This window comes from Roseofilum sp. Guam (assembly GCF_017746735.1).
In the GTDB taxonomy this organism is placed as follows: Bacteria; Cyanobacteriota; Cyanobacteriia; order Cyanobacteriales; family Desertifilaceae; genus Roseofilum; species Roseofilum reptotaenium.
In genome coordinates, this window is sequence record NZ_JAGHZN010000006.1 from 65,975 (window position 1) to 88,092 (window position 22,118).

The 22,118-nt window shown below is 44.5% G+C and carries 21 protein-coding genes; 10 read left to right on the forward strand and 11 right to left on the reverse strand.

Translation table 11 applies throughout. The annotated features are described in order from the left end of the window. The first annotated feature begins 18 nt into the window (after positions 1-18). Positions 19-2,247, forward strand: a complete 2,229-nt coding sequence (psaB, locus tag J7529_RS03375; protein ID WP_318727827.1) for a photosystem I core protein PsaB — start codon at positions 19-21, stop codon at positions 2,245-2,247. Between the two features lie 238 nt (positions 2,248-2,485). Here the strand turns inward: psaB and pap are convergent, their stop codons facing one another. From pap to J7529_RS03395, 4 genes are all read right to left on the reverse strand, one after another. Then, a complete protein-coding gene (gene pap, locus J7529_RS03380; RefSeq protein WP_318727828.1) occupies positions 2,486-3,973 on the reverse strand; it encodes a polyphosphate:AMP phosphotransferase in 1,488 nt (495 codons plus the stop codon). A 320-nt stretch (positions 3,974-4,293) separates the two neighbouring features. Next, on the reverse strand, positions 4,294-5,382 hold the full coding sequence (locus tag J7529_RS03385; RefSeq protein ID WP_318727829.1) for a metal ABC transporter solute-binding protein, Zn/Mn family: 1,089 nt from the start codon (positions 5,380-5,382) through the stop codon (positions 4,294-4,296). A 59-nt stretch (positions 5,383-5,441) separates the two neighbouring features. Continuing rightward, the gene (locus tag J7529_RS03390; protein ID WP_318727830.1) at positions 5,442-7,052 is read right to left on the reverse strand and encodes a right-handed parallel beta-helix repeat-containing protein; all 1,611 of its coding nucleotides are present in this window, start codon (positions 7,050-7,052) and stop codon (positions 5,442-5,444) included. Between the two features lie 107 nt (positions 7,053-7,159). Next, positions 7,160-8,695, reverse strand: coding sequence for a diguanylate cyclase domain-containing protein (locus tag J7529_RS03395; protein WP_318727831.1), 1,536 nt, complete (start codon positions 8,693-8,695; stop codon positions 7,160-7,162). Positions 8,696-8,985: 290 nt separating this feature from the next. On the opposite strand from J7529_RS03395, the gene J7529_RS03400 reads away from it, so the two are divergent. From J7529_RS03400 to J7529_RS03410, 3 genes are read left to right on the forward strand one after another with little or no spacing between them, the layout of a single operon-like run. Further along, the gene (locus J7529_RS03400; RefSeq protein WP_318727832.1) at positions 8,986-9,870 is read left to right on the forward strand and encodes an alpha/beta fold hydrolase; all 885 of its coding nucleotides are present in this window, start codon (positions 8,986-8,988) and stop codon (positions 9,868-9,870) included. A gap of 27 nt (positions 9,871-9,897) precedes the next feature. Beyond that, a complete protein-coding gene (locus J7529_RS03405; protein ID WP_318727833.1) occupies positions 9,898-10,122 on the forward strand; it encodes a type II toxin-antitoxin system HicA family toxin in 225 nt (74 codons plus the stop codon). Beyond that, positions 10,119-10,328: a type II toxin-antitoxin system HicB family antitoxin gene (locus J7529_RS03410; RefSeq protein ID WP_271945382.1), complete on the forward strand. Its 210-nt coding sequence runs from the start codon at positions 10,119-10,121 to the stop codon at positions 10,326-10,328. The genes J7529_RS03405 and J7529_RS03410 overlap by 4 nt, the downstream gene beginning before the upstream one ends. Positions 10,329-10,389: 61 nt before the next feature. On the opposite strand, the gene nadA is transcribed toward J7529_RS03410, so the two are convergent. The 6 genes from nadA to ruvA all read right to left on the reverse strand — a co-directional run bounded on the left by nadA (position 10,390) and on the right by ruvA (position 14,980). Next, on the reverse strand, positions 10,390-11,352 hold the full coding sequence (nadA, locus tag J7529_RS03415; protein WP_318727834.1) for a quinolinate synthase NadA: 963 nt from the start codon (positions 11,350-11,352) through the stop codon (positions 10,390-10,392). 119 nt (positions 11,353-11,471) lie between these two features. Next, a complete protein-coding gene (aroF, locus tag J7529_RS03420) occupies positions 11,472-12,530 on the reverse strand; it encodes a 3-deoxy-7-phosphoheptulonate synthase (protein ID WP_318727835.1) in 1,059 nt (352 codons plus the stop codon). Positions 12,531-12,554: 24 nt separating this feature from the next. Continuing rightward, positions 12,555-13,046 (reverse strand): PAM68 family protein, encoded by a 492-nt coding sequence (locus J7529_RS03425; protein WP_318727836.1) that lies wholly within the window; start codon positions 13,044-13,046, stop codon positions 12,555-12,557. A gap of 11 nt (positions 13,047-13,057) precedes the next feature. After that, on the reverse strand, positions 13,058-13,327 hold the full coding sequence (gene rpsO, locus J7529_RS03430) for a 30S ribosomal protein S15 (protein WP_318727837.1): 270 nt from the start codon (positions 13,325-13,327) through the stop codon (positions 13,058-13,060). A 95-nt stretch (positions 13,328-13,422) separates the two neighbouring features. Beyond that, positions 13,423-14,331, reverse strand: coding sequence for a sulfotransferase (locus J7529_RS03435; RefSeq protein WP_318727838.1), 909 nt, complete (start codon positions 14,329-14,331; stop codon positions 13,423-13,425). Between the two features lie 25 nt (positions 14,332-14,356). Further along, the gene (gene ruvA / locus J7529_RS03440; RefSeq protein WP_318727839.1) at positions 14,357-14,980 is read right to left on the reverse strand and encodes a Holliday junction branch migration protein RuvA; all 624 of its coding nucleotides are present in this window, start codon (positions 14,978-14,980) and stop codon (positions 14,357-14,359) included. Between the two features lie 267 nt (positions 14,981-15,247). On the opposite strand from ruvA, the gene btpA reads away from it, so the two are divergent. From btpA to J7529_RS03470, 6 genes are all read left to right on the forward strand, one after another. Continuing rightward, positions 15,248-16,057 carry a photosystem I biogenesis protein BtpA gene (btpA, locus tag J7529_RS03445; protein ID WP_318727840.1) on the forward strand — a complete coding sequence of 270 codons (810 nt, stop codon included), beginning with the start codon at positions 15,248-15,250 and terminating at the stop codon, positions 16,055-16,057. Between the two features lie 89 nt (positions 16,058-16,146). After that, positions 16,147-16,638, forward strand: coding sequence for a hypothetical protein (locus J7529_RS03450; protein WP_318727841.1), 492 nt, complete (start codon positions 16,147-16,149; stop codon positions 16,636-16,638). A 552-nt stretch (positions 16,639-17,190) separates the two neighbouring features. Continuing rightward, a complete protein-coding gene (locus J7529_RS03455; protein WP_318727842.1) occupies positions 17,191-18,099 on the forward strand; it encodes a vitamin K epoxide reductase family protein in 909 nt (302 codons plus the stop codon). Between the two features lie 93 nt (positions 18,100-18,192). Continuing rightward, the gene (locus tag J7529_RS03460) at positions 18,193-18,396 is read left to right on the forward strand and encodes a hypothetical protein (protein ID WP_318727843.1); all 204 of its coding nucleotides are present in this window, start codon (positions 18,193-18,195) and stop codon (positions 18,394-18,396) included. Positions 18,397-18,489: 93 nt separating this feature from the next. Next, entirely contained in the window at positions 18,490-20,661 is a 2,172-nt protein-coding gene (locus J7529_RS03465) for a CHASE2 domain-containing protein (RefSeq protein ID WP_318727844.1), read from the forward strand. A gap of 267 nt (positions 20,662-20,928) precedes the next feature. Then, complete coding sequence (locus J7529_RS03470) at positions 20,929-21,135, forward strand: hypothetical protein (protein ID WP_271945405.1); 207 nt, start codon at positions 20,929-20,931, stop codon at positions 21,133-21,135. Between the two features lie 483 nt (positions 21,136-21,618). Here J7529_RS03470 and psbU read toward each other — a convergent pair whose 3' ends face one another. Beyond that, positions 21,619-22,038: a photosystem II complex extrinsic protein PsbU gene (gene psbU, locus J7529_RS03475; RefSeq protein WP_271945407.1), complete on the reverse strand. Its 420-nt coding sequence runs from the start codon at positions 22,036-22,038 to the stop codon at positions 21,619-21,621. Positions 22,039-22,118 lie beyond the last annotated feature (80 nt).

The window sequence follows — 22,118 nt, forward strand, 5'->3', positions numbered from 1 at the left end:
GTCGAGAAGGACTTAAACATGGCAACGAAATTCCCCAAGTTTAGCCAAGACCTCGCACAAGATCCCACAACTCGTCGGATCTGGTACGGGATAGCTACCGCCCATGATTTTGAAACCCACGATGGCATGACGGAAGAAAATCTTTACCAAAAGATTTTCGCCTCCCACTTTGGTCATCTGGCAATCATCTTCCTGTGGACTTCTGGCAACCTGTTCCACGTAGCTTGGCAAGGTAACTTTGAACAGTGGATCAAAGATCCTCTCAATGTCCGTCCCATTGCTCACGCGATTTGGGACCCACAATTTGGACAAGCAGCGATCGATGCTTACACTCAAGCCGGTGCTGCTAACCCTGTAAACATTGCTTATTCCGGTGTCTACCACTGGTGGTACACCATCGGAATGCGGACGAATGGCGATCTGTATCAAGGAGCTATCTTCCTTTTGGTTCTAGCTTCGTTGATGCTATTCGCTGGCTGGTTACACCTCCAGCCCAGTTTCCGTCCTAGCTTGTCTTGGTTCAAGAATGCTGAATCCCGTCTGAATCACCACTTGGCTGGTTTGTTCGGTGTTAGCTCTCTGGCTTGGACCGGTCACTTAGTTCACGTCGCAATCCCCGAATCTCGCGGTCAGCACGTGGGCTGGGATAACTTCCTTAGCACTTTGCCTCACCCGGCTGGTTTGGTTCCCTTCTTCACAGGGAACTGGGGCGTATATGCAGAAAATGCAGATACGGCTGGTCATGTGTTTGGCACATCTGAAGGTGCAGGAACCGCAATTCTAACCTTCTTAGGTGGTTTCCATCCCCAAACTGAGTCTCTGTGGCTCACCGATATGGCTCATCACCATTTGGCGATCGCAGTTCTCTTCATCGTTGCCGGACATATGTACCGCACGAACTGGGGCATTGGCCATAGCATGAAGGAAATCATGGAAGCCCATAATCCTCCCAAAGGAACTCCCTTTGGAGGAATGATCGGTGACGGTCATAAAGGAATGTACGATACCTACAACGAATCGTTACACTTCCAGTTGGGATGGCACTTGGCTTGTCTGGGTGTTGTGACTTCCTTAGTCGCCCAACATATGTATTCCATGCCTCCTTATGCTTTCATGGCTAAGGACTACACCACCATGGCAGCGCTATACACCCATCACCAGTACATTGCTGGATTCCTGATGGTAGGGGCTTTTGCTCACGGTGCAATCTTCTTAGTTCGGGATTACGATCCAGAAGCCAATAAAAACAATGTATTGGCTCGGATGCTTGAGCATAAAGAAGCTCTTATTTCTCACTTGAGCTGGGTTTCCTTGTTCCTCGGTTTCCATACCCTGGGACTGTATGTTCACAATGATGTTGTGGTTGCCTTCGGTACTCCTGAGAAGCAAATCTTGATTGAACCTGTGTTTGCTCAGTTCGTTCAAGCTTCTTCCGGTAAGTTAATGTATGGAATGGATGTTTTACTGTCCAATCCTGACAGCATTGCTTATACCGCATTCCCCAATCACGCCAACTTCTGGCTACCCGGATGGTTAGATGCGATTAATAACAACTCTAACTCTCTGTTCTTACCCATTGGCCCTGGTGATTTCTTGGTTCACCATGCGATCGCCCTTGGTCTGCACACCACCACCTTAATCCTCGTGAAAGGTGCGTTGGATGCACGGGGTTCCAAGCTGATGCCCGATAAGAAAGACTTCGGTTACAGCTTCCCCTGTGATGGCCCCGGTCGTGGTGGTACTTGCGACATCTCTGCTTGGGATGCCTTCTACCTCGCCATGTTCTGGATGCTGAATACTCTGGGCTGGTTAACCTTCTACTGGCACTGGAAGCATCTGGCTATCTGGCAAGGAAATCTGGCTCAGTTCAATGAGTCCTCTACCCACCTCATGGGTTGGTTCCGCGATTACCTGTGGTTAAACTCCTCTCAGTTGATCAATGGATATAATCCCTACGGCATGAATAACTTGGCTGTTTGGGCTTGGATGTTCCTCTTCGGACACCTGGTCTGGGCAACTGGATTCATGTTCCTGATTAGCTGGCGTGGTTACTGGCAAGAGTTGATTGAAACGATTGTTTGGGCCCACGAGCGTACTCCTCTGGCGAACCTGGTTCGTTGGAAAGATAAGCCCGTTGCTCTGTCCATCGTTCAAGCTCGTGTAGTTGGTCTAGCTCACTTCACTGTTGGCTATGTCCTGACCTATGCAGCCTTCTTAATTGCCTCCACTGCGGGTAAGTTCGGTTAAATCCTTCTGGACTGATCATTAACTGATAAAAACCCCTCACCTTCGGGTGGGGGGTTTTGTTGTTGGATATAGCAGGGAAAGGGATAATCAAGGAATCAGGGTTTGAAGCTCCTTTTTCACAACATGACAGAAGAGGAATATAGCAGAAAAAACGAGAGTTAGGACATTGTCTATTGCTATTCGTGCCTATTGCCTCAAACCATACCTAACTGTCCTAACCAAGTCTTTCTCTGCTATATCATTGCTTTCTTAAACCCAGTTCGATCGCCTCAATCACAGACTCCAACACCTTCACTCGTGCATAAAGCTTATCGTTGCCAGCCACTATTGTCCAAGGAGCATTGGGTGTATGGGTGCGGCCAATGGCCTGATTCACTGCAACCTCGTATAGTCCCCATTTTTCTCGGTTTCGCCAATCTTCATCGGTTAACTTATAGCACTTAAAAGGATCATTCTGACGGGACTCAAAGCGCTGTAACTGCTCCTCTGGACTCACATGAAGCCAAAACTTAACTAAAACATACCCTGCATCGATCAACATGGCTTCAAATTCGTTAATTTCACGATAGGCTCTCCGCCATTGGGTATCGGTGGCAAAGCCTTCAATACGTTCAACCAAAACCCGACCATACCAAGTTCGGTCAAAAATACCAATTTTGCCGGCGGTGGGTAAATCTCGCCAAAATCGCCATAGATAATGATGCATTTTTTCCTCAGCCGTCGGTGCAGAAAAGGCTTTGACCTCATAACTGCGAGGGTCTAGATTATCGGTTAAGCGCTTAATAGCTCCCCCTTTTCCCGCCGCATCCCATCCTTCAAATAGGGCTAATACGGGCAATTTAGCCTTAAAAATCTTCAGTTGTAATTCTTGCAATCTCATTTGGGCTTTTTTGAGCCGTTTCTGATACTCTTTCTTAGAGAAGGAAGCCCTCAGATTGACCCGTGCTAGAAAATCCGGTTCTGTGGGTTCTAAATGCTTTTGGGGAGGAAGAGAAGGGGGAATGAGTTGACTTTGCCTACGATCTAGGGCTTCTCGCAGGGTAGCGGCTACGGTTTGTAAGACTTTGACTTGGGCCCAGCGTTGACAGTTGCCTTCGACTAATGTCCAGGGGGCAAACCCGGTGCTGGTTTGAATAATCATTTCTTCTGCCAGCATCTGATAGTCGTCATACCGTTTGACCTGTTGCCAATCTTCATCCCTAACTCGCCAGGCATTTAGGGTGTCTTTGGCGTAGGCTTTAAGCCGTTGCTTGAGTTCTTTTTTACTTAGATGAATCCAAAATTTGGCGATCGCACAACCATCATCGCTCATTTGCCGCTCAAAAGCGTTAAGATGGCGCATCAGAGCGGGAACTTGAGCTTCTCGAACACGATTAAATAGCCGGTCTTCAAGAACATGGGTATACCAGCTATGGTAAAACAGCCCAATGCTGCCGTAGTGGGGGATTTTTTGCCAAAATCTCCAGAGGACAGGATAATTTTTTTCTTCGGCGTTTGGTGGCCAAATGGGATGCAGTGCAAATCCTCTGGGGTCCATATACCCAATCACTTTTTTGACTAGAGCGCCTTTACCCGCGGCTGCCCATCCTTCAAGCACGATGATCATGGGTAATTTTTTTTCCCAACAGGCGTGTTGAAGCGATCGCAACTGTTGCATCAGATCTTCTATTTCTATTTTGTAGCGGTGCTTGTCAAGAGAGCGATCGAGATCCAGTTGCTTGAGCATTCGTGTATATATCCTTGTATGGTTCTGGTTCTATGATCTGCGATCGCGTCCTGATTCTTCCAATCCTTTGGCTTATTTTCAAATTTGCACCCATATCCCATCCTGGCCAACATGGAGGAATGACTTAATTCTTTTTACATATAATTTGATACGCTAAATCCATGGTAACTTAAGAGATTTCATCATGGAATATCACTCCTACAACACTCAATTCCCTGCTCTCACTTGCGCCTAACAAGGGGCTGAGTGCCCCTTGCCTCTTAATGATCGATTAGAGGAAACTTTAGAAAGAAATGGTTTCAGGATTCAGAATAGTTAACTTATTCATTTAAAGCGTCAGCTAAATTAGTTGCATTTTGTTCCATAATCGTCAAATACATAGTGGGTTCAGTACTGGTTGAACCTCCTGTTTCGATTGGATCAAATGTACTAACTTTAATTTTGAGATCTTGAGCTAGAGTTTCAAAGGCTTTAGTGTTTCCTTGCTGATCTTGGAGTAAGGCTTGAATCTGTTCGGCTTGCACAATTTCGATCAAGCGGCGCACATCTTCAGGAGAGGGATTTTCTTCCGGAATGTCTACCAAGAATTCAGCTCTGAGACCATAACTCTGAGCAAAATAATTGGCAAAATCATGGAAGGTGATAAAGGTTTGTCCGGCGTAAGGTTTCAGTTGTTCGGTAATCTGAGCATCTAAGCTTTTCAGTTCCTCGATAAAAGCAGCAGCATTTTGGGTATAAACTTCTGTTCCTTCTGGATCAGCCGCAATTAAAGCATCACGAATATTTTCGACTTGCTCAATTGCTCGTTTGGGATCGAGCCAAATATGAGGATCGAATTCTCCATGATGATGGTGACCCTGCTCGTGATCATGGTCGTGGTTGTGATCATGATCATGGTCGTGATCATCTTCGTCACCATGGTCGTGGTCATGATCATCTTCGTCGCCATGGTCATGATCATCTTCATCACCATGATCGTGGTCATCATGGTCTTGTTCTGCAAACTTTAACGGTTCAATACCGGAACTTGAATCAACGATGACTAAATCGGTATTCTCCGCATTGTTAATGAGGTCATCTAGAAAAAATTCTAGTTCTAACCCATTTTTAATCAATATATCCGCTTGGGCGATCGCCTGAACATCCCCAGGTTTAGCTTGGTAGTCATGGGGGCCGATGTTAGTTGGTAGTAATTGTATGACTTCTGCGCGATCGCCGGCCACTGCCTTCGTAAATTGGGTAATCGGCAAAAATGTGGTCACCACCTCCAAGTCGTCTTGCTCTTCCACAACGGCTGTATTTTGCCCTGTAATGGGTTCAGTGCTGGAGTTAGAAACACAACTGACGAGAGATAGGGCAGTGAAAACCGCGATCCCCAATTGACTTACTCTCTTTCCTGGAATGATCATGGACTTAAATTAGAATGATTATCATTTTATTTTAGCAGTAGGAGCGAAAAATCTTTCGCTTACTGGCACTCTTTTTCCTCAAACCCACGATTGCCGGTCACGGAAATTAGGCAAGAAAACTCTAATACACTCTCACCCGTTCCCTGATTATTGATAATCGTATTTCCTCCTCCTCCTTGAGAAGCCTTAACTACAATATTCCCATGGACTTGATTATTTTCAATTCTGACATTATTCATCCCACTTGCTCCTCGATTGGTATCGGCACTGACGTAAATATTCGATTTCCCAATTGGAGCAGGTAAGAGGAGATTATCCGCGATCGTCACATTGTCAATTTCAGGAATTTTATAAATGCCAATATACGCATTACCTTGATTTCCCCGAATCACTGCCCTCTTAACCGACGTTCCTCCACAACATTCTTGAATTAAAATCCCTTCTCCATCCACACTCCAATACCGATTATCCATAATTTGATGGCGATACACCTCATACTCATTTCCCTCAATAGTCACCTGATGTCCCGACCAATCAATCCCTCTATTTTCAAACGTATTAGCATTTCTGGGTTGACTTAATCCTGTCGGGTGAGTCCACACTTGTTTTCGCCGTTGATCGTGAATTTCATTGTCTTTAATCACCAATCCTTGACCGGAAGCTTGAATCCCAGAGCGCATCGTATGATAAATCCAATTATCTCGAATTGTAATTCCGTGACGAAATAATCCAGGTTGAGTCCTGGGAGTTTCTCCTAAACTGAACTGGCCAGAGCGATTCACTGCAATCCCATAATGGGCGCTATAATCGAAAGGGACACGACTACCTTGAGCATAAGTGATAATCTTTTTTTTCTTCAGTCCTTTGACTTTATATCCCGGTTGCTCATAAGTATCGGTAATCCGATCGTTGAGGCGATTATTGGCCACTAAAATATGTTCATAGCCATTAATTTTGAAATTAGCACTAAAGCGACTGGCAAACCGCATCCAACCTTCTTGAAAAGAGCGATCGGGTATTCGACTGTCAGGATAGGCAACATTATTGCTACGAATGCCAAATAGGATGATATTTCGATTCTTGGCTGAGTTCAAATCGGGTAGAATCTGCACTCCTGCGCGATTAATCTCTAAATAGACTAACCCTAGATCGCTATCCGTTTCAGGATGAGCAGTGCGAATCGTCTTAAATGCCGTATTGTTGGGAGTTCCTTCTCCCGATAGCTGGGGTTTATACTCAGGGAAAACCAAACGGGAGCGGGGTTGAAAGTCATCGGATTTTGCTTCGGTTATCTTTGGAGGCTCTCCGCGCAGAATAATTCTATTATCTAAAACCAGATCCTCGGAAAATTGATAGGTTCCGGCAGGAAAATAGATGACTCCTCCCCCCTGTTCCATGGCTGCTGCTTTGGCTTGCTCAAACTGGCGATCGCTGTTTTCTCCCGGAAAGTCGTTAATATTATACACGCATCCCCAAGGTAAGCGATCGCTCCAGGGATAAGCGTCTTGTCCATACCAATCGGCTATTGGATTAGTTTCCAGAACTGAATAATCCGCAGGACAATCGAGATCTGCAACTTGAATAATAGATACCGGTAAAGGCTCTAGATTAATACTTTCTGGAAATAGATTCAAAAATAGAATATAACTGAGCAAGCATAAAATAGCCATCCACCCTATGCTAAAAACTAATTTCTTGTATTTCCTCCAGAATTTGCGGTTCATAAATTTGACCGTTTTCTCCCCTCAACACTTCCGCTGGAAACATTTATAATCAATCAACACAGTTCGTCATCTAAAGGATGACAACAAAATCCATTTCTCCCTAACTTCTTGGCTTGATATAATGCCTGATCGGCAGCATTAATTAGAGACTTGACAGACCAGTTATCGGATGGTATTACACTGCTAATTCCTAAACTCAACGTTACATACCGAGCGATTTCAGACTCCTCGTGTATAATCTGCAAATCAGCCATTTCTTTCTGTAAACTACGAGCTACATCGCATGCTCCATTCCGATTGGTACTGGGTAAAATTATAGCAAACTCTTCTCCACCATATCGAGCAACCAAATCCCCTGGCCTTCTCGCTGCTTTCGTCAATGCACCAGCAATTGCAATCAAACAATCATCCCCTGACAAATGCCCATAAAAATCATTATATTTCTTAAAATAATCTACATCACACAAAACTAAGGATAGGCATTTTTGTTCCCGTTTCATTCGCAACCATTCTTTTTCTAATACAGAATCAAAAACGCGTCTATTCGCTACCTGTGTCAATCCATCTCGATTAGCTAAACGTTCTAACTCTTGGTTCGCCATTTCTAGTTGTTGATACAATTTTGACTTTTCTAAAGGTGAAGCTAATTGATTAACAACTGCTTGAATTAAATCCACCAAATAATCTTGGCAGTCTTCAACGCTTAATTTATAAAAGACCAGAATCGCCAATACTGTTTGGCTGGCAACAATGGGGACACCAAAAACTGATTTGAATTCTGACTTTTCAGCCAATTCTTTACCCACACATAAATCATCTAAATCATTACAACAATCATGAATCCATTCTGGTTTTTGAGAGGTCCAAATTCTACCAGGCAAACCTTGATTAGGAGCTAAGGTGATCTGGCCACTTTTTTCTTGAAACTCTTGAAATTTCTCTATTCCAGTTTCTAGACAAGGAATATAGGTTAACAAAGTTTCCTCATGATTAGGAATCCAGGCTTCTGCATAATCCCACAAGATATGACGGCAGACTCGATCTAAAACTTGAGAAATAGCTAACTTGATGTCAAAAACATCATTGATTATTTTGGTGACATCTAGCATTAAACTCATCTCTCCTTGAGTTTTCTGCAATTGTCTATTCTTGATCTCTAGAAAATTATTGTTGAGTTGTAATTCTCGTTGTAAATCTCTTAATTCCAGATGATGTTTAACCCGGGCTAAGAGTTCCTCCATTTGAAACGGTTTCGTCAAATAATCGGCTCCTCCCAGTTGAAAGGCTTTAGCCTTATCCATTCCTTCTTGAAGAGCGCTCAAAAAAATGACTGGGATATCAGAGGTTTTGGGATTTTGCTTCAATTCTTGACAAAAAAGATACCCATTCATTTCCGGCATCATGATATCTAGAAGAATTAAATCAGGCTGGAAATGGTCAAGACTGGTGAGTGCAAATTTACCATTAGCAGCTAAACGAACTTCATAACCTTGCTGTTGCAAAACGGTTTTCAGTAGTCGCAGATTTTCCGTAAAATCATCAACGACTAACAGTTGTGGAGACAGGTTAGAATTAAAAGACTGAATCATGTTTTTATATAAGAGTTGTATAAGCTACAAAGTCCAACGATAAAGATAATTCTAAATTATCAGGCTCAATCATCAAGATTAAAGACATGTAAAGGGATAGAATTTAGCAACTGAGATTCAGAGGACTAAGGATCTTAATTCTCATGATATGGCATGTTCAAATAATCAGCCATGCGATCGCGCAAGGTGATGGGTCGCACGATCTCCTCCTACTTCACCTCTGACCCTAACCCCCAACTGTCAAAAGGGTTTAAAATCCAATCAGCACACCTGATATTCTCTCAAACCCTGTGACAACTCAACAGTTATCTCCAAAACTCTTAACCCCTCAAACCTGGCTCTGGCAAAACCATCGAATTATCTATACGGTTCAGGGTAAGGGTATTCCCCTTGTCCTACTCCATGGTTTTGGCGGGTGTGTGGGTCATTGGCGCAAAAATATTCCCACGTTAGCCCAAGCTGGATATCAAGTGTTTGCCCTCGATTTACTAGGGTTTGGAGCTTCAGATAAACCCCCCTTAGACTACTCGATGGATCTCTGGTATAGCCTGCTTCAGGACTTTTGGGCAACTCATATTCAACAGCCAGCCGTATGGATTGGTAATTCTATTGGCGGACTGTTGAGCTTAATGATTCTAGCCCAAACTCCAGAGCGGGGAAAGGCTGGCGTTTTGATTAACTGTGCTGGAGGATTGAACCATCGTCCTGAAGAACTGAATTTTCCCTTACGGATAGTCATGGGAGCGTTTACCCGTTTGGTCAGTTCTCCGGTTACTGGACCGTTTCTGTTTAATCAGGTGCGGCAAAAACACCGCATTCGCAGGACGCTCCATCAAGTTTATATGTCCTCTGAGGCCATTACGGATGAGTTAGTAGATTTACTCTATCAACCCTCCTGCGATCCAGGAGCACAAAAAGTCTTTGCTTCGGTATTAACTGCTTCTCCAGGGCCAAAACCAGAAGAGTTATTAACCCAGGTCAAACAGCCCTTGTTAGTCTTGTGGGGCGAAAATGACCCTTGGACTCCCATTAGTGCAGGTAAGCTGTATCGTCGTTTGGCTCAAACCCGCGCAGATGTCGAGTTTATCTCGATTCCGAATGCGGGCCATTGTCCCCATGATGAATATCCGGATTTAGTAAACCGGCTGATTTTAAGGGGTTTAACTCAATTTTGAAGTCAGAATTAGAGGGCAAAGTGGTGTATGCCTAAAAAAATAAGAGAACTAAAGCAGATACTACAAAAAGCAGGATTTACTCTCTTATCCAAGCGTGGAAAAGGCAGTCATTCCTATTGGGTTCATCCTCTTTTGCACAATGCCCTCATTCTTTCTGGTAAAGATAGCCAAGATGCCAAACCTTATCAAGAAAAAGATATTAGAGCAGCGATCCAAGAAATAGAACAATTAGAACAAGAGGAGGACTTATGAAATATAGTATTATCATTCAATGGTCTGAAGAAGATAACGCTTATATTGCTAGCTTACCTGAATGGGGCAAATATGCTCGAACTCATGGCAATACTTATGAAGAAGCCTTACAAAAGGCGAAGGAAGTGTTAGAAGACTTAATTGATAGTTATCATCAGAATAATAGACCCTTACCCCCTCCACAAGTTCTCACACTCGCTATGTAGATCGTATGTTAGCCTCCCTAGAGACAATTTTTTCCCAATCCATACCTCTTTTTAATTGATATTACGTCATCTCTAACATTCTTTGAATGGGACGTAAAGCGGCTACCTGAATCGCTTCGGGTAGGGTGATTTCTGGAGTCCGGTATTTCATCGCCAAGTACAATTTTTCTAAGGTATTCAGGCGCATATGAGGACATTCATTACAAGCACAATTATTCATCGGTGGTGCGGGAATGAACTGTTTATGGGGTGCTTCTTTCTGCATTTGATGGATAATTCCCGGTTCAGTAGCCACAATAAAGGCTGGACTGTGACTGGTTTGGGCATATTGGAGTAAAGCAGTGGTGGAACCAATATGATCGGCATGGCGGAGTACGGGAGGTTCGCATTCTGGATGGGCGATGATTTCGGCTTCGGGATGCTGCACTTTCAGTTGCACGATTTTCTTTTCGGAAAAGGTTTCATGGACGATACAACTACCATCCCAAAGGAGGAGATCCCGTCCGGTTTGCTCCATGACATAACGCCCTAAGTTGCGATCGGGTGCAAAGATGATGGGTTGATGGCTGGGAATTTGCTTGACTATCTGAACAGCGTTGGAACTGGTGCAGATAATATCGCTCATAGCCTTAATTTCGGCCGTACAGTTAATGTAGGAGATTACCAAATGATCTGGATTTTGGGCCTTAAATGCAGCAAAGGCATCAGGTGGACAACTATCGGCTAGGGAGCAACCCGCATCGAGATCTGGTAAAAGTACCAATTTATTGGGGTTAAGAATTTTGGCAGTTTCGGCCATAAAGTGAACCCCAGCAAAGACAATGACTTCTGCGTCAGTATTTGCCGCTTTGCGGGATAGGCCGAGGGAGTCACCGATATAGTCGGCAATGTCCTGAATATCGGGGTCTTGGTAGTAGTGGGCCAAGACAATAGCGTTGAGTTCTCGCTTGAGAGTGGCGATCGCCTCAAAGAGGTCGTCGGGAAGTTCAGAGACGCGAGTGGGGGAGGAAACAGCAGTAAACAAGGTGAATAATAACCTAAACTATTATTACTTTCAGTTCTAATTATAGTTTATTTCACTAAAAAGGGTAGGGTGGCCAACGCCCCTACCCAATTAGGGAATACTGATAACTCCCGAAACTCTTAAGCAAGAACGGTTTCTGGGATAGACCAGCGATCGACCGTTTTACCGATCACCGCCAATTCTTTCATCAGTTCATCGAACTCATCCGGGGTGAGGGACTGAGGTCCATCCGAGAGTGCTTTCGAGGGGCTGGGATGAACTTCAATCATTAAGGCATCGGCTCCTACGGCGATCGCCCCTTTCGCCATCGCAGGTACATGCTGAGACCAGCCTGTACCATGGGACGGGTCAATCATTACAGGTAAATGGGTCAGCGTCCGCAAGACCGGAACTACAGACAGATCCAAGGTATTGCGGGTGTATTGACGGTCAAACGTGCGAATTCCCCGCTCACACAAGATCACTTGAGAATTTCCCCCAGCCAAAATATACTCAGCCGCCATTAGCCATTCCTGAATGGTTGCGGACATTCCTCGCTTGAGTAAAACCGGCTTATCCTGCGCTCCGACTTTCTTCAGCAAGGCAAAATTTTGCATATTTCTGGCACCAATCTGAATCACATCAGCCACTTCTGCCACTGCATCGAGATCGGCCGTATCCATAATTTCTGTAATAATACCTAAGCCGCTCTTGTCCCGCGCTGCGGCCAGTAGCCCTAGGGCACTTTCTCCATGGCCTTGGAACGAATAAGGTGAAGTTCTCGGTTTATAAGCGCCACCGCGCAGAAATTTAGCTCCTGCGGCCTTAACTCGCAAGGCCGTTTCAATGATCATCTCCTCCGTCTCCACTGAACAAGGGCCAGCAACTACAACGATAGGATGACTTTCGCCAAAGGGAACATCACCTTGAGGCGTAGAAACTACCACATCCGAGGCTTGACCATGACGATATTCACGACTGGCACGCTTAAAGGGTTGTTCGACACGCAATACTAATTCAATCCAAGGACTCAATTCTTGAATTCTCTCCCGGTCTAAATCTGCTGTATCCCCAACTAAACCAATGACCACCTTGTGCTGGCCCACTATTTTTTCTGGTGTTAGGCCCCAAGTTCCCAGTTCATCACTGACTCGGTCAATTTCTGCGGTTGGTGTACCGCTTTTCATTACTACAATCATGGTTGATATCCTGATTCGATAGGGTCATTCTGAATACTTATCTTGTTTGACCGATCGCCACGCGGCGATCGTTCTACCTAAATTTTGGGTAAAGTCCTGCCAACCGAGCAGAGTCCCTACTCGATTTTCATCCCAAGAGGCCGAGAGTACCCCATAACTTAAACCGAGGACACCCAGGCCAAAAAACCCCATACTCACCAACACCACGGCAATATGAGGTAAATCAAACTCTGTTTGGGTCAAAATCCAATAGCTGATCGCAAACGTTAACACACCTAGGGCCGTAGGTATGCCGGACAACAAAGCCATGCGCTTAATCATCCGCTTACTTACAGCTTCGGGAATCACCCGGTCTTCCTGACGAATTGGAGTTCGTTTCTGCGATCCTTGAGAGGACTTTGATTCCCTGGAGGAGGATGAAGGGGTAGAACGATTTTTTTTACGGCTGGTTTTTGGCTCGAAAGGCAATCGTTCCTTAGCAACCGACTCACCCTTTTGAGCGGGTTCAGGGGACATAGGCAATTACTCTAGCCTCGGATACTCAAACGACTAATTAACGCTTTGTAACGGTCTTGGTCTTGTTTGTTAATGTAACCTAACAAACGCTTGCGCTGACCAATCATTTTCATCAGACCTCGCTGAGAAGCGTAGTCTTTCTTATTCGATTTTAAGTGGGCACTTAAACGGTTAATCCGCTCAGTCAAAACAGCTACTTGCAGATCCGCTGAACCGGTATCGGTTTCGTGAACCTGGTACTCAGCCATTATTTGATGTTTTTTGGTTGGTGTGAGACTCATAAGGTGTTTTGTTGGTATAATCCATCAAAATTCAGCAATTTTATACTATAACACAAAATTTCAGTGTGATCCAAGCTTCCAGTCAAATCAACCCGTTACCCAAGCCAATGGGAAAGGTCACGGTTAATTAACTCTTGCAGCTTGAGGATATCTTCACGATAAAATTCAATGAGTTCTTGGCGTTTTTCCTCTGACAGAGGAGGAACCTTTTCCTGGGATTGATTTAAGTTCATTAGCCCTTGGCGAAAGCCTTGAACCACGCTTGTTGGCAATAGATTATTTAACACCTTGGCTGTTGTTTTTCGCAAAGGGTTAGGAGTATTGAGGATTTTGTTAAAGGTTTGATTTTTGGGCAATTTAGCTACCTGTGCTCGTTTAGAGGTATCGGGTTTATACGTTTCATCCACTCCAATGAATTGATAAATACTTCTCATGAATTCCTGGGAGTCTTTGCGTAAATCATCATACAATAAAACCCGAGTCTGATGTGCATCAAAATTATCAAAGAAATAGCTTAGATGTTCTCCATAAAAACCTTTTTTTAGAGTAGATGATTGCTTGCCTTTTTTGACAATCTGTTCAGATAATCCCCTCGGGTTACCAATCGCATCGCGAATATGCATCAAATAATCAGAATAGGCGCGATCGGCTGGATTTCTTAAAATAGCAATTAATTTAGCATCAGGTACATAACGCTTAATCTGTTGTGTTGTAATTTTATAGTTAACCATATAGTTAGGAGACGCTTCACCAATGGCGATTTCATCAGTTACTCCTTGGAATAACTCACAATATTTCTCAAACGTATCAATTCGTTGCTTCTGGTAAGGAAGAGGTGGTCTATCTTTAGGGTCTTTATTCGGATCTTTGGAAAGAAAGTTGGTTTCTTTCCGAGGACTCATGTAAACTTGAGGGTGCTCTTTCAGATAGTTATACACCGAAGTTGTTCCTGCTTTCTGAACACCAATAATTAAAAAATTAGGCAACTTAACTGATGAGTTCATGGAATCACCTCTTGAAAAATAAGACTTAACTCAACCAACTAATGGCTTCCCTGATCCAATCTTCTGCCTCTTGAGTTTTCATCAGATTGGGTTTCTGACTCAATGCACCTAACGCTTGGGCGATTTCTTCCTGGTTATATCCTAAAGCGAGAAGAGTCATTTCCACATCTTCTTGCAAAGCTGAAGGAATGATACTAGAGACCGGTAGAGCGACTCCAGATGTATCTCGCCATTGGGATAACTTGTTTCTTAACTCTAGCGCAATACGTTCGGCTGTTTTACTGCCCACCCCAGGAGTGCGTACCAGTTGTTTAATATTACCCGTAACGATCGCCTGCACCAAATCGGACAACCCCAGCGTATCCAAAAGAGCGATCGCCAATTGCGCCCCAATACCACTGACTCCCACCAACTGGCGAAATAGATCCCGCTCTGCTGAGGACGCAAAGCCATACAACAAGGGTTGCTCCTCGCGAATCATCAAATGGGTAAATACTTGAACCTCATCTTGACGCTCAGAGATCCCATCGCCTAATTGACGAGTCACTTGAATCTCATAACCCAAACCATTCACCTCCAACATCAGAGTCACACGATTTGCCGATCGTCGGTCAACTTGGGCAACGGTTCCCCTCAGATAACTGAGCATTTTGCTATCCCCTTGCGTGATTGAATCGCACAGCATAGCCTATGGTATTATCATACGGTGTTGTCTTACCAGCACACACAAAAAGCAACTCCAAAAGTCAACCTGACTGGAGAGCCCACCTTGGCTCCTGCTTGCATCCGTTCCTGTAAGAAACAATAAATGTATGAAAGAGCAATCCCCAACCCATAAAATTTATAACCCTTACAGAAAAACGATTTCAGATATCCAAGTGGAGTTGTTGTTGATGAGTCCGGAAAGAGAAAACGGGTGGACTTAACTAAGATTTTTCAAACCTCAAACCCCATTATTGGCGTGGTTCATCTTTTACCCCTACCAACATCATCGCGGTGGGGAGGGAGCCTACAAACCGTCATTGCTAGAGCCGAACGAGAAGCCACTGCCCTAGCATCAGGCGGAGTCCATGGCATCATGGTAGAAAACTTTTTTGATGCCCCCTTCACAAAAGATCGGGTCGATCCGTCTGTGGTGAGCGCCATGAGCCTAATTATCGATCGCCTAAAAAACCTCGTGACCTTGCCCATTGGAGTCAATGTCCTGCGCAATGATGCTCATAGTGCCTTGGCGATCGCCTCCTGCACCGAATCGGCATTTATTCGTGTTAACGTCCTCACCGGCGTAATGGCTACCGATCAAGGATTAATTGAAGGTAAAGCGCACGAACTCCTACGCTATCGGCGCGAACTCGGAGCAGACGTGAAAATCTTGGCAGATGTCTTGGTCAAACATGCCCACACCCTAGGAGAGCAAACCCTCGCGTCCACTCTTACAGACACGATTGAACGAGGACTGGCTGATGCCATTATTCTATCTGGGCCAGCAACCGGCAGTCCCCCTGATATTACAGACCTGAAATTGGCCAGCCAACTCGCCCAAGAAACCCCCGTATTTATCGGCAGTGGAGCAGATTGGCAGAATATTGGTCATCTATTCCCCCATGCTGATGGCGTGATTGTCTCCAGTTCCCTCAAACGCCATGGGCATATTGAACACCCCATTGATCCCAACCGAGTCAATCAATTTGTGGAAGTTGCCCAACAGAGTTTAACCCCAAACTAACCTAGATTAAGTGAATCGGTGGAAACTTCCAGCATTGAATCCTAGTCCACATCCACACTTCTCAAACCCCTATCTATGGAGGAACACCTGTGAACTCTTCCCGAAAATGGATTCCCAAAGGATTAACTCTTTCCCTCTTGTGGCTCGGCCTATGCACGGGTGGATTATTATTTCTAGGAGATTTTAATCCTTTCACCATCGGCAGAGCTGCTCAAGCTCAATCCTCAAAAGCTGAAAACCAGCCAATAGAAACAGCTTCAACCCCAGCGAGTTTAGCTCTAGCCGAGCATCTCCAGCGCATTGGCGCTAAAATGTATGGCGCTTATTGGTGTCCCCATTGCCATAGGCAAAAAGAACGGTTTGGACAAGAAGCTGTCGATCGCATCCTGCTAGCTGAAAGTGAGCCGGTTTATATCGAATGTTCTCCAGAAGGGCGAACAGCTCCCCAAGCACAAATCTGTCAACAGGCAAACATTACCGCTTATCCAACTTGGATCGTTGACGGTCAAAAATATGAAGGCAATTTATCCTTAGAGGAGTTGGCCCAATTGTCTGGATATCAAGGTTCACAGGATTTTTAACTGTGGAAAATCGGCTGCACCTGAACTGAAGTCAGGTGGCAAGCCTAGGATTTTTATAAGGGATATGCCGAAAACCCTGTGAATTCATCGACGGGATGAAGGGCCAATAGCAAGTTTTAACTTGCCTGTTAGCTTTTGTCATTCTAGGACGGGGGCTGTTAGAATGGCAGGGGTCAATGACCCACCCGCGACGCAGACGAAACAGAAAGCCTTAACGTGACGAAATCGAGTTCAACTCGTGGCGCAGAGAGCTGCGGTAGACCGGGAAAAGAGGACAGGGCAATAAAAAGTATAAACTTTAAGAGTTTTAACCCTAGAATCAAACTTAAAATTGGAATTTCCCACTTGAGATTTCAACCAATAAGAACCGCGTGGCTCGCGGGGATAGTCTGTGGAGTGAACGTAAGACCGTAAAACTCACTAACGAGTGGAGGCAGTTGCTAAGAAGCAGAAAACTTAAATCGTGAGATTTAGGAATCCCCATGTATTCAGACCGGGGAAGATGTCAAGCTGCAATCGAAATATCTACATCGTTATTACTGAATTTAAGTTATGAGGCGTAGGCGTTCTAGTCCCTGGATTCATCGTTGGTCTCGACCCATTACCGCTTCGATAGCGACCGTTGGGGCGATTGAAACAGCGTTTTTAACCGTGGCTGAGTTCATGGGTAGCGCAGAAGTGGTTTGTCCGAACACAGGCTGTAAAGAAGTCTTGGGCAGTCCCTATGCAACGGTTTTTGGTTTGCCTCTCACCCTGTTCGGCTTTTTTGGCTATGCAGCCATGCTGATGCTGGCGATCGCTCCCTTGTTGATCAATCCCGATCAAAATAACGAACTACGAACCACCCTAGAGCAGTGGACTCGTTTCCTGATGTTCATCGCCAGCACGGTGATGGTCGTGGGGAGTGTCTATTTAATGTACATCATGGCCTTCACCATTGGAGCCTTTTGTCCTTATTGTGTGCTTTCGGCTCTCTTATCTCTCTCCCTGTTTGTGGTTACCCTCATGGGCCATGCTTGGGACGATATCGGACAATTAGCGTTTACTGGGTTAACCGTAGCCATGGTCACCCTGGTCGCTACCCTAGGAGTTTATGGGAGTGTCAATAATCCCCAAGCTGCCGCAGGAGCGCCACCCCAAATTACGACCACCTCTGGACCGGCTGAATTAGCCTTGATTGACCATCTCAATGAGATTGGAGCCAAAAAATATGGTGCGTATTGGTGTCCCCACTGCCATGACCAAAAACAAATGTTTGGCAAAGAAGCAGTGGATAAACTCAATTATGTTGAATGTGCTGCTGACGGCATAAATCCGCAAGTGGAACAATGTCAAGCTGCTGGCATTCAAGCTTTTCCCAGTTGGGAAATTAACGGTCAGATTTATGCTGGAGTGCTATCACTCAACGAATTAGCTGATTTATCTGATTATCAGGGCCCCCGTGATTTCCTACAACGGTGATTGGAATCACTCACCGAGTCTGGAAACTATCACACACTCCAAGAGCAAAAGCGCATATAAAGGATTTTGGTAGTCTCTAAAGGGTCGATAATCATGCGTTTACAGTTTAAGGGATGGGTTTTTTTTCATGCGATCGCCTTAACTCTCGGTCTAGGAGCGATCGCTCACCTTGAGCAACCCTGGCATTCAACCTCAGAGCGCAACTCATTGATTGAAAATGTAAATGCTAGTCCCTTAAAACAGACGATCCCAACCCCCTTCTCGGGAAAAGTTTGGAGTACAACTTTACCTCTCTAGTTCTGTGCATCTATATCTTTAATCAATGAATAACCGGATATGCCATCCTGCTTTTGTGGTCACTACCCTTCTCCTTAACCTAAAACCCGATCCGTGTCATATCCAATTTTCATCCCCGCTTTTTGGAATCGGCTCATCCGGCACTTTTTCAATCAACATCGAGTCATTTTTACCGCTTCTGGCATCACTCTCGCTCTCCTGACTCTACGCTTTTTCGGTCTATTCCAGATGATCGAATTACTGGCCTTTGATGCCTTCATTCGTCTGCGTCCTGCCTTACCAAAAGATGACCGAATCATTATTATTGGCATTGATGAACCAGACCTACAAAACCTAGGATGGCCAGTCCCCGATTCTACTTTGGCTACTCTCCTAGAAACGATTACTCAAAGCCAGCCTCAAGCCATTGGATTAGATTTATATCGGGATTTACCGGTCAATCCCGGCCATGAAGACCTTACACAGGTGATGCAACAGTTGCCTAACCTGGTTGGTATTGAACGGGTAGCTGATAAAAAAGCACCCAATATTCCTGCTCCTCCAGTGTTGAACCCCACAACCCAAGTGGGATTTAATAATGTTCTCTTAGATATTGATGGTAAGGTGCGTCGAGGATTACTCTATGTGCATACAGAAACGGTTCACAAAAGTTTTGCCCTTCAACTTGCCTTAAAATACTTAGATAAACTTGGTATAGAAGAAACGGCTGCATCAGTCAACCCCAAATACTTACAATTAGGCGAAGCTGTCTTCTATCCTTTGAAATCTTATGATGGAGCCTATGTCAATGCAGACGCGAGTGGATACCCTTTTTTAGCAGATTTTCGTGGTCCACGTGATACTTTTACAACTGTTTCTATTTCTGAGGTTTTAAATGGAGAAGTTGATCCACAGTTATTTCGCGATCGCCTGGTTTTAATTGGTTTAACTGCGATTAGCCTCAAAGATTTTGTTCCCATTCCCTACAGCAACCCCGATCCGGTTCCTGGTGTTGAAGCTCAAGCCAATTTAATTAGCTTTATTTTAGATTTGGCGACTGGAGAACAGACTACAATCCGAACCTTACCCGATCCTATTGAAGGCCTGTGGATTTTTGCTTGGTCAGGATTAGGCTCTATTCTCGCCTGGAAATTGAGAAGACCCTCACAATTAACATTCAGTTCAGGAGTCACCCTAGGAATCCTCTGTCTGATCAGCTATGTTCTGTTTCTGGCTCGCTGGTGGTTTCCCCTCATTCCGCCTCTGTTCGGCTTTGTTAGCTCATCCTTGATGATTTTGATTCATTTTGCCCATCAGGAAGGAGAACTTAAGCGCTCTACAGAATTTCTCCAGGGAATTATTAATACGATTCCCGATCCCATTTTTGTCAAAGATCAAAACCATCGTTGGATTGTCTTAAACCAAGCCTATGCACAATTAGTGGGCTATCCCTTGCAAGTGTTAATGGATAAATCGGATTATGATTTGTTTGCTCCTGAAGAAGCAGAACAATTCTGGAAACAAGATGAGAGCCTGTTTGTAACTCAGGAAAGCACCCAACAAGAAGAAGAATTTACCGATGCCGGGGGAATTCACCGAGTGATTGAAACCAAGCGATCGCTTCATCGGGATGCAGGGGGGAATTTATTCTTAGTGGGTGTGATCCGCGATATTACTCAACAAAAAGAACGGGAAGCGGAATTAGAGCGATTAGCCGAAGATCTCAAACGCCACAATGATGAATTGAAGCTCTCAGAAGACCAGATGCGCCATATTGCTAATCATGACGTACTGACCGGTTTAGCCAATCGTAAGTTGTTTGAAGAGAGACTGCAAGAAGCGCTCGTTTATGCTCAGGCCAATGAAAAAATGCTAGCGACCTTCTTCCTCGATTTAGATGGCTTTAAGAATATTAATGATACCTTTGGCCATGATATGGGGGATTTGGTGATTAAGGAAGTGGCTAAACGCCTGAAAAGTTGTTTGCGTGGAAGTGATACAGTCGCTCGACTCGGAGGAGATGAGTTTACAGTCTTACTACCCCAAATTCCCAGTCGATCTGTAGCTATTCGGGTTGCGGAAAAGATTATTTTGGCCGTGACTCAACCCCTAACTCTCAAAGGAGCGGATCTCAAAATCACTTTAAGTTTGGGTATTAGTGTATATCCTCAAGATGGCAAGAGTCTTGAGGTGTTGATCAAATCTGCCGATCAAGCGATGTACCAAGCCAAGATCCAGGGTAAAAATCAGTATTTTCTTGCGTCTTCCCATCAGAGCAATCCCTAAAGTTGTATCAAATCTTTACAATTAGAGCTTTAGGATTTCCGGGTTTGAGTGAACTGGTTAGAATAAAAGAATAAGGTTACGTAAATCCTCAGACTTGATTTTGAGGTGTGGCACTTAGAGCTATCGTAAGCCTTCTGAAGGTGAAACCGTATATCTACGGAATCTTCAGGATTGACCAATTGACAATATTTGTTAAATTCGGTAAAACTGCCAGTGAAATTGCCAGTATAATGGAAAGTAGGTCTCGCATTAACTAGGGTTATGGGTATGAGGACACCGTTAAGCCTTGACAAATACACAGCTCTCCTCCTAGCGGGAGCATTAGCGATCGCCAGTTGTTCACAACCAAGTTGGGCCAATTCCTCTGTTGATCGGGTTGATCCCCCCCATCAAGATGCGATTCAACTGCTCAAAGGGTACGAACCTCCTGACAATGGTTCTCCTGAAAGTACAGGAGACACTGGAGGGCGCTAACGCTCATACTCTACAAGGAGCAATTTCGCTGATTAATTGATAGATACCAGTAACCAGAACCTTCTAGCTAGGAAAGTAAGGATATTCCGACCCTAGTATTCTTGCTTGGCCAGGGAACTGAGGACACCTAACCGGGTTCGTCGCAACGGAATTTGACCGAGTAGGACTTAGAATCGTCAGCATCCTAGTATAGTTCAGGTGGTTTCCGGAATTCAGTAGCGTAGGTAACAGATATTTCACAATTGTACGCGTTTTTGATCTTTATTGAGTTCAATAACTTATCAATTGTTTTCAGTATAGCACGTTCTCAATTGTGTAACCAGGGCAAAAGAGAGAAAAATCCCAGCCTCTTGTGAATCTATGGACAAAGAGACTGGGGGAGAAAAAACTTTAAAAATTGATCCTGACCCTGAATCAGAGGATAGGATAGGTTGAGGAGTCATCTATACAATGATCCCAACCCCTTAGTTTCAGCAATTGTGCTTAGTCATAGTTACCGTTATTCACATTATTTTGTCCATAGACAAACGCTTCTGTGGGTTCAGTAACGGTGAACTTATCCAAATTGGCTTCAAGTCTAGCTTTTTGGCGATCGCTCAATCCAGGAATGTTCAGAATCTCTTCCACATTCCCATAAGGGCCATTGTTCACAATTTTGGTTGCTAAGACTGGATAAAATCCTTTGAGATCTAGAAAAGATCGGACACTAGAGTTATTCAAATCAATGAGATCGCCTATTTCCGCCAATTTATCATCGGCCTTATTGCGCACATTAGCCTCGGCCAAGATAGGCTGTACACTCGAAACTGTCCAAGCCCCAGCCGTAGCAGGTGCTGTATTAACGCTCATCAGAGTGGCAAGCAAAATCACGAAAGCAGAGAATAGGCACAGCAATCGTTTCATGGGCATCATTCCTCCTTTGTTAATCAGTTATTACTAAACCATGACACAGCCATCATTACCTATTATGGGACTGATTTGGC

Bases quoted from the DNA above. Each gene is read 5' to 3' on its own strand.
- psaB (WP_318727827.1), top strand. From the start codon at position 19: ATGGCAACGAAATTCCCCAAGTTTAGCCAAGACCTCGCACAAGATCCC.
- pap (WP_318727828.1), bottom strand. From the start codon at position 3,973: ATGCTCAAGCAACTGGATCTCGATCGCTCTCTTGACAAGCACCGCTAC.
- J7529_RS03385 (WP_318727829.1), bottom strand. From the start codon at position 5,382: ATGATCATTCCAGGAAAGAGAGTAAGTCAATTGGGGATCGCGGTTTTC.
- J7529_RS03390 (WP_318727830.1), bottom strand. From the start codon at position 7,052: ATGGCTATTTTATGCTTGCTCAGTTATATTCTATTTTTGAATCTATTT.
- J7529_RS03395 (WP_318727831.1), bottom strand. From the start codon at position 8,695: ATGATTCAGTCTTTTAATTCTAACCTGTCTCCACAACTGTTAGTCGTT.
- J7529_RS03405 (WP_318727833.1), top strand. From the start codon at position 9,898: ATGCCTAAAAAAATAAGAGAACTAAAGCAGATACTACAAAAAGCAGGA.
- J7529_RS03410 (WP_271945382.1), top strand. From the start codon at position 10,119: ATGAAATATAGTATTATCATTCAATGGTCTGAAGAAGATAACGCTTAT.
- aroF (WP_318727835.1), bottom strand. From the start codon at position 12,530: ATGATTGTAGTAATGAAAAGCGGTACACCAACCGCAGAAATTGACCGA.
- J7529_RS03425 (WP_318727836.1), bottom strand. From the start codon at position 13,046: ATGTCCCCTGAACCCGCTCAAAAGGGTGAGTCGGTTGCTAAGGAACGA.
- rpsO (WP_318727837.1), bottom strand. From the start codon at position 13,327: ATGAGTCTCACACCAACCAAAAAACATCAAATAATGGCTGAGTACCAG.
- J7529_RS03435 (WP_318727838.1), bottom strand. From the start codon at position 14,331: ATGAACTCATCAGTTAAGTTGCCTAATTTTTTAATTATTGGTGTTCAG.
- ruvA (WP_318727839.1), bottom strand. From the start codon at position 14,980: ATGCTCAGTTATCTGAGGGGAACCGTTGCCCAAGTTGACCGACGATCG.
- J7529_RS03455 (WP_318727842.1), top strand. From the start codon at position 17,191: ATGAGGCGTAGGCGTTCTAGTCCCTGGATTCATCGTTGGTCTCGACCC.
- J7529_RS03460 (WP_318727843.1), top strand. From the start codon at position 18,193: ATGCGTTTACAGTTTAAGGGATGGGTTTTTTTTCATGCGATCGCCTTA.
- J7529_RS03470 (WP_271945405.1), top strand. From the start codon at position 20,929: ATGAGGACACCGTTAAGCCTTGACAAATACACAGCTCTCCTCCTAGCG.
- psbU (WP_271945407.1), bottom strand. From the start codon at position 22,038: ATGAAACGATTGCTGTGCCTATTCTCTGCTTTCGTGATTTTGCTTGCC.